The 7,186-nt window shown below is 59.0% G+C and carries 5 protein-coding genes and 5 tRNA genes; 3 read left to right on the forward strand and 7 right to left on the reverse strand.

The window, feature by feature from the left end:
* Window positions 1–185: 185 nt before the first annotated feature.
* Window positions 186–455, forward strand: a complete 270-nt coding sequence (locus NA619_RS14080; RefSeq protein ID WP_255962471.1) for a hypothetical protein — start codon at window positions 186–188, stop codon at window positions 453–455.
* Between the two features lie 16 nt (window positions 456–471).
* Here the strand turns inward: NA619_RS14080 and NA619_RS14085 are convergent, their stop codons facing one another.
* From NA619_RS14085 to uvrB, 7 genes are all read right to left on the reverse strand, one after another.
* Window positions 472–921 carry an acyl-CoA thioesterase gene (locus NA619_RS14085; RefSeq protein WP_255962472.1) on the reverse strand — a complete coding sequence of 150 codons (450 nt, stop codon included), beginning with the start codon at window positions 919–921 and terminating at the stop codon, window positions 472–474.
* A gap of 233 nt (window positions 922–1,154) precedes the next feature.
* Window positions 1,155–1,230: transfer RNA gene (locus tag NA619_RS14090), tRNA-Glu, on the reverse strand.
* Window positions 1,231–1,278: 48 nt separating this feature from the next.
* Window positions 1,279–1,354, reverse strand: a tRNA-Ala gene (locus NA619_RS14095).
* A gap of 51 nt (window positions 1,355–1,405) precedes the next feature.
* Window positions 1,406–1,481 (reverse strand) — tRNA-Glu (locus tag NA619_RS14100).
* A 52-nt stretch (window positions 1,482–1,533) separates the two neighbouring features.
* Window positions 1,534–1,609 (reverse strand) — tRNA-Ala (locus NA619_RS14105).
* A gap of 165 nt (window positions 1,610–1,774) precedes the next feature.
* Window positions 1,775–3,256, reverse strand: a complete 1,482-nt coding sequence (gene gltX, locus NA619_RS14110) for a glutamate--tRNA ligase (RefSeq protein WP_255962473.1) — start codon at window positions 3,254–3,256, stop codon at window positions 1,775–1,777.
* A 223-nt stretch (window positions 3,257–3,479) separates the two neighbouring features.
* Entirely contained in the window at window positions 3,480–5,495 is a 2,016-nt protein-coding gene (uvrB, locus tag NA619_RS14115; RefSeq protein ID WP_255962474.1) for an excinuclease ABC subunit UvrB, read from the reverse strand.
* Window positions 5,496–5,833: 338 nt separating this feature from the next.
* Between uvrB and NA619_RS14120 the strand changes: the two genes are divergently transcribed.
* Window positions 5,834–7,030, forward strand: a complete 1,197-nt coding sequence (locus tag NA619_RS14120) for an amino acid aminotransferase (protein WP_255962475.1) — start codon at window positions 5,834–5,836, stop codon at window positions 7,028–7,030.
* 51 nt (window positions 7,031–7,081) lie between these two features.
* A tRNA-Asn gene (locus NA619_RS14125) sits at window positions 7,082–7,157 on the forward strand.
* Window positions 7,158–7,186 lie beyond the last annotated feature (29 nt).

Raw genomic sequence — 7,186 nt, forward strand, 5'->3', positions numbered from 1 at the left:
GGCGTTGATAAACGCTGCCCGCCCGATACGACCGGGAGCGGGTGATAGCGGTCTGGCCTGATTATCGCTGATCCAGCGCCCGCCGAGGAGTCCGTTGGGCCCGTCAGCCGTGGCGAACAATCTTCTCGCAGCCGAGTCGGAACTAGGGAGGCAGATAAAACAAAACCAATTCTGGAGGCATTCACATGAAGACCACCCATCTGATCGCTGCTGTGTTTTCGACAACTCTAGCCACCACGGTAATGGCTGCTCAGGACGACAAGCATGAAACACATGGCGCCGCCAGCGACACCCACGGCAGCGCCATGAGCGAGAACCATCAGCGCGCCAATGGTGCTGCCGGCGAAAATGGCAAAACCATGGACGAGAAAATGAAGACCGAGGTGCAGGACGACTGGCGCGAAGACGCCGAGGAACGCCGCGAGGCCGACGTCAGCAAGCCAGAGCAGCGTTAAGGATAAAGGCCGGGATTCAGAGTTCGAGGGGGTAAGGCTGTATCAACGCCTTGCCGTACCCCTCAATGAACGCTTCCGGCATCCGCTTGGGCTTACCGGATGACAACTGGATGCAGACAAAAGTGGTTTGTGCCCGCAGGAGCGTTGTTTGATCCGCAGGCCGGACCAGCTGGAAATTGCGTTTCATCTTCAACCGCTGATCAGAATCGACGATCCAGGTTGCAAGCTTCAACCGGTCACCTTCATAGGCGGCCGCAAGATAATCGATTTCATGCCTGAGCACTGCCATGGCTCGATCCAGACGCCGGTAGTCTTCAAGCCCTAAACCCAAACTCTGGGAATGCCGCCAGGCACAGGTTTCCAGCCAGGTTACATAAACGGCATTGTTGGCGTGTCCGAGTTCGTCGATGTGTTCGGCTTGTACGTCGAAATCAATGACGAACGCATCGGCCTGGTCCCAGATCATGCATACCTCCGCTGTGGAATACGCCGCTGGCGCGGCTGGGTCTGCTATTGGAAGCCACGCAGCGGGCGCTTGTCACGCATGTGAGAGCTGTCTATGACGCACCATTCAGCATGGCTGAGCTTTCAGCATGATGACGACTGACTCAAATCTTCCGAATTTCACGAATCGCGCGCAAAACAAAAAGGGCCATTCCGTTAGAAATGACCCTTTGATGCCCAAAACGGGCAAAAAAATGGCGTCCCCTAGGGGACTCGAACCCCTGTTACCGCCGTGAAAGGGCGGTGTCCTAGGCCACTAGACGAAGGGGACGAAACCTTCGATGAACAAACCGCCTGACTACTGCGACCTGTCGTGGATTGGTGGAGCTAGACGGGATCGAACCGTCGACCTCTTGCATGCCATGCAAGCGCTCTCCCAGCTGAGCTATAGCCCCGGATTTAACGTCTCTCGACCCGCGCTGCTTACGCTTCGCGTTCCTGAATAATGGCGTCCCCTAGGGGACTCGAACCCCTGTTACCGCCGTGAAAGGGCGGTGTCCTAGGCCACTAGACGAAGGGGACGCAAAGCCCTTCAAAGGCGACCGATCCAACGGACCGGTGTGGCAATCGAGATTGGTGGAGCTAGACGGGATCGAACCGTCGACCTCTTGCATGCCATGCAAGCGCTCTCCCAGCTGAGCTATAGCCCCATCTCGAGGACGGGGCGCATATTAGGTGCGGGCCTGCAGAGTGTCAACGATATTTTTCCCGCGACCTGAACATTTTTCGGCATCAGAACAATTACTTACCTCCGACGAGCGGCGGCTGGAGATGCATCAGCAAGGATCGAGCGCCCATGCTGATGCAAAGAGTGTTCACGCCATGGCAGCGAAGAGCTTCTCCCACTCCTTCACTTCCTTCTTCGACGCGCCACCCAGCAGCTCCAGCGCTTGACGCAGGCGGAAACGGGTCAGGTCGGGACCAATGATTTCCATGGCGTCGAGGACCGAAACAGAGCTGGCCTGCCCGGTCATCGACGCGAACATCAACGGCATTACGTCACGCAGCTTCAACTCAAGGTGCGCTGCGACACCCTGAATGCAATCGGTTATGCGTTCCTTGTCCCACTGGCGAAGCGCCTCCAGCTTCCACAGCGTGAGCTGCAGCACCTGGCGAACCTGAGTAGGATCGAGCTTCTTGTGCTCGAACAGCGCAGGGTCAAGATTCAACGCGCCGGAGAAGAAGAAGCCAGCCAATGGCGCGATCTGGCTAAAGGTTTCCACCCGCTGCTGCACATGGGGGGCAATCTTCATCATGTATTCGGGGTTTAACGCCCAACGCTGGACCTGCTCGGCGAACGCTTCCACCGAAAGCTCACGTAGCCACTGGCCATTGAGCCAGGACAGCTTCTCCACATCGAAGATCGGACCGCCAAGCGAAACACGGCTGATGTCGAAATGCTCGATCATCTCTGCGAGCGTAAATTTCTCCCGCTCGTCCGGCATCGACCAGCCCATCCGGCCGAGATAGTTGAGCATCGCCTCGGGCATGAATCCCATGCGTTCGTAGAAGGTCACCGAAGTGGGATTCTTTCGCTTGGATAGCTTGCTCTTGTCCGGATTACGCAGCAGCGGCATGTAGCAGAGCTGAGGCTGGTCCCAACCGAAGTACTCGTACAGCTTGATCAGCTTTGGCGCCGACGGCAGCCACTCTTCCCCACGGAGCACATGGGTAATGCCCATCAGATGGTCATCGACCACGTTGGCCAGAAAGTACGTCGGCAATCCGTCTGCCTTCATCAGTACCTGCATGTCCATACGATCCCAGCCGATCTCGACCGTACCGCGCAGCATGTCCTGCACCTGGCATACGCCTTCTGTTGGCACCTTCATGCGAATCACGTGGGATTCGCCCGCTGCTATGCGCTGCTGCGCCGACTCTGCGGGGATGTAAATGCAATGACCGTCGTAGCGCGGTGTTTCCTTGTTGGCCATCTGTTCGGCACGAATCTGGTCAAGGCGCTCGGCGCTGCAAAAGCACGGGAACGCATGCCCCTTTGTGACCAGCTCGTCCGAATACTTCTTATAGATCTCACCGCGCTCGCTCTGCCGATACGGGCCGTGCGGGCCGCCCACGTCCGGGCCTTCGTCCCACTCGATGCCCAGCCAGCGCAGCGCATCGTATATCTGCTGCTCCGATTCACGGGTCGAACGCAGCTGATCGGTATCCTCGATGCGCAGGATGAACTGTCCGCCATGCTGGCGCGCAAAGCAGAGATTGAACAGCGCGATGTAGGCCGTGCCTACGTGTGGATCGCCGGTGGGAGATGGCGCGATGCGGGTACGAACGGTGGTCATGATGTTCTCGGAATCGAAATCATAGAGGAAACACAGCGACTGCCGACGGTGATACGTGACGGGTCAGCGCTGATAAAGGCACGATGTTAACAGGCACTCCGCCACTGGCTCCACTTGGCACACGCCGTGGCGAACGGACGACTGCACATTCCGACTCAGGCGAAGCGGGCGACGCGCCGTTACACCGGGCACCGCCCTAATGACACCCGCCATTGCCGCGATGTCAGACCTGCAGCAAACGCTCACGCAGCTTATGGATCTCGTCGCGGGTCTGCGCCGCGGCCTCGAACTCCAGATCACGCGCGTAGGCGAGCATTTTCTCTTCGAGCTGGCGAATGCGTTTGGTGATCTCGCTCGGTGAGCGCAACTCATTCTCGTAGCGCGCGGACTCCTCCGCCGCCTTGGCCTCACCCCTACGCTTCTTGCTACGCGAGCCTGGCACGGTGGCACCCTCGAGGATGTCCTTTACGTCCTTGAACACTCCCGTTGGCACGATACCGTTGGCCTCATTGAACGCGATCTGCTTATTGCGTCGTCGCTCAGTCTCGCCCATGGCCCGCTCCATGGAGCCGGTGATACGGTCGGCGTAGAGAATCGCCCGGCCATTGAGGTTACGCGCGGCACGGCCGATGGTCTGAATCAGCGAGCGCTCGGAACGCAGGAAGCCTTCTTTGTCTGCATCGAGAATCGCCACCAGCGACACCTCCGGCATATCCAGCCCCTCACGCAGCAGGTTGATGCCGACCAATACGTCGAATACGCCCAGGCGCAGGTCACGGATGATCTCAACCCGCTCGACGGTGTCGATGTCCGAGTGCAGGTAGCGCACCCGAACCCCATGGTCGCCGAGGTAATCGGTCAGGTCTTCGGACATGCGCTTGGTAAGCGTGGTCACCAGAACGCGTTCTTCCTTGGCCACACTCTTGGTGATCTCGGATAGCAGGTCATCTACTTGCGTAAGCGCTGGCCGCACCTCGATCTGCGGATCCACCAATCCGGTGGGCCGCACCACCTGCTCGATCACTCGCCCGGAATGCTCCGCCTCATAGGGGCCAGGGGTTGCCGAGACGAAGATCGTCTGCGGGCTGATGGCCTCCCACTCGTCGAAACGCATTGGGCGGTTATCCAGTGCAGATGGCAGGCGGAAGCCGTACTCCACCAGCGTTTCCTTGCGCGAGCGGTCGCCTTTGTACATGGCACCGACCTGCGGCACGCTGACGTGGGACTCGTCGATCACCAGCAGCGCATCGGCTGGCAAATAGTCATACAGCGTAGGCGGTGCTTCACCCGATGCCCGCCCCGACAGATAGCGGGAGTAGTTCTCAATGCCGTTGCAGTAGCCCAGCTCCATGATCATTTCCAGATCGAAACGGGTGCGCTGTTCGAGCCGCTGCGCCTCGACCAGCTTGTTATTGGATCGCAAGTAGTCGAGACGATCCTTAAGCTCCGCCTTGATGTTCTCGATGGCGTCCAGCAACGTGTCGCGAGGCGTCACATAGTGGCTTTTGGGATAGAAAGTGAAGCGCGGCAGTTTGCGAATCACTTCGCCAGTCAGCGGATCGAAGGCGGACAGGCTCTCGACCTCATCATCGAACAACTCGATTCGTACCGCCTCCAGATCCGACTCGGCCGGATATACATCGATCACATCCCCGCGCACGCGAAAGGTCGCGCGAGCGAAGTCCATCTCGTTGCGCGTGTACTGCAGGCCGGTGAGGCGGCGCAGCAATTCACGCTGATCCAAGCGATCGCCTCGATCTACATGAAGCACCATCTTCAAATAGGTCTCAGGGCTACCCAGACCATAGATACAGGAAACTGTGGTAACGATGATCGCGTCCGATCGCTCCAGCAGAGCCTTGGTCGCAGAGAGACGCATCTGCTCGATGTGATCGTTGATCGAGGCGTCTTTCTCGATAAACGTGTCCGAGGACGGGACGTAGGCTTCTGGCTGGTAATAGTCGTAGTAGGAGACGAAATACTCCACCGCATTATTCGGGAAGAAGGCCTTGAATTCCCCGTATAGCTGCGCTGCCAACGTCTTGTTCGGTGCCAGCACCAGCGTCGGCCGCTGAACATGGGCAATGACATTGGCGATGCTGAAGGTCTTCCCGGAGCCGGTCACGCCCAGCAGCGTCTGGTGTGACAAGCCCGCCTCGATGCCTTCGATCATCTGCCGAATGGCTTCAGGCTGATCTCCGGCAGGCTTGAAACGGGTGACCAATTCGAACTGCGACATATCGACCTCTTCAGATGGCGAGACGACCCTAAAGCCGAACGGTTGGAGCCTCCATGGCGCGTATTTCGGACTGTTCCGGCGGCTGATGACCGACCCGGATGAAACAATCAGGCCCTTTCAATGCGGGCGACGTTGGCATTATCAAGTGCAGGGCCACCGGCAGCGCCCTGAGCTGCGAAACTAACGGCCACAATTGGACAGAATCCGACAGAAAAACCGCCCTAGCATATCGCGACGGAGGGTCAGGACCGCTATACTCTTGCCCCGTTTGCGCACCGCCCTCAGCGCGAAGCGAGGGTGCTGCATCAGCCACTCCCTTCTCTTCGAGCCTCCCCATCATGAGTTTGTTCTCCGCTGTCGAAATGGCGCCGCGCGATCCGATCCTCGGCCTCAATGAAGCCTTCAATGCCGACTCGCGGCAGAACAAGGTCAACCTGGGGGTGGGCGTTTATTACAACGAAGAAGGCCGAATTCCATTGCTGCGTGCCGTGGCTGCAGCCGAGATGGCGCGCCTGGAGCTGAACGCTCCGCGTGGCTATCTGCCTATCGATGGGATCGCCAGCTATGACATGGCCGTTCAAGCGCTGCTGTTCGGCGGCGACTCGGCACTGGTAGCAGACGGCCGCGTTGTCACCACTCAGGCCCTGGGCGGCACCGGCGCTTTGAAGATCGGCGCAGACTTCCTCAAGCGCATGCTGCCTGATGCGCTCGTGGCCATCACCAACCCGAGCTGGGAAAACCACCGGGCGCTGTTCGAGTCCGCCGGCTTTCCCGTGCAGAACTACAGTTACTACGACGCAGCCACCCACGGGATCGACCGGACCGGCATGCTCGAAGACCTGAAGAACCTGCCGCCCCGCTCCATCGTGGTATTACACGCCTGCTGTCATAACCCGACCGGCGTAGACCTGCAGCCGGAAGACTGGAAGCAGATCCTTGACGTCTTGCGCGCCAACGACCATGTGCCTTTTATCGACATCGCCTACCAGGGGTTCGGTGACAGCATCGAAGAAGACGCCGCCGCCGTGCGCTTGTTCGCCGAGTCGGGCATGAGCTTCTTCGTTTCCAGCTCTTTCTCGAAGTCGTTCTCGCTGTACGGCGAGCGCGTCGGCGCCCTGTCGATGGTGACCCAGAGCCGCGACGAGTCTGCACGCGTGCTCTCGCAGATCAAGCGCGTGATCCGCACCAACTACTCCAACCCCCCGACACATGGAGCGACAGTGGTATCGGCCGTGCTCAACAGCCCGGAACTGCGTGCGATGTGGGAAACAGAGCTTGCAGAAATGCGCACCCGCATTCAGGACATGCGTCTGACTATGGTGCGCCAACTGGCCGAAAAAGGCGCCAAGCAGGACTTTACCTTCGTCGCCAAACAGCGCGGCATGTTTTCCTACTCCGGGCTCACTGCTGCCCAGGTCGAGCGCCTGCGTGTTGAGTTCGGGGTCTACGCCATCGGCACCGGACGCATCTGCGCCGCCGCACTGAATCACAACAATCTGGACCACGTAACCGACGCCATCGTGCAGGTCCTCTGACCTGCCGAGGGTTGACTTCTCCTTAGTTAACAGTAGGATACGCACCGCTGTTCCGCGATAGCTCAGTCGGTAGAGCAAATGACTGTTAATCATTGGGTCCCTGGTTCGAGTCCAGGTCGCGGAGCCAAATTAGAAGCCTCAGGTGAGAACCTGAGG

It is taken from the genome of Stutzerimonas stutzeri, from assembly GCF_024448895.1.
Taxonomy (GTDB): domain Bacteria; phylum Pseudomonadota; class Gammaproteobacteria; order Pseudomonadales; family Pseudomonadaceae; genus Stutzerimonas; species Stutzerimonas stutzeri_Q.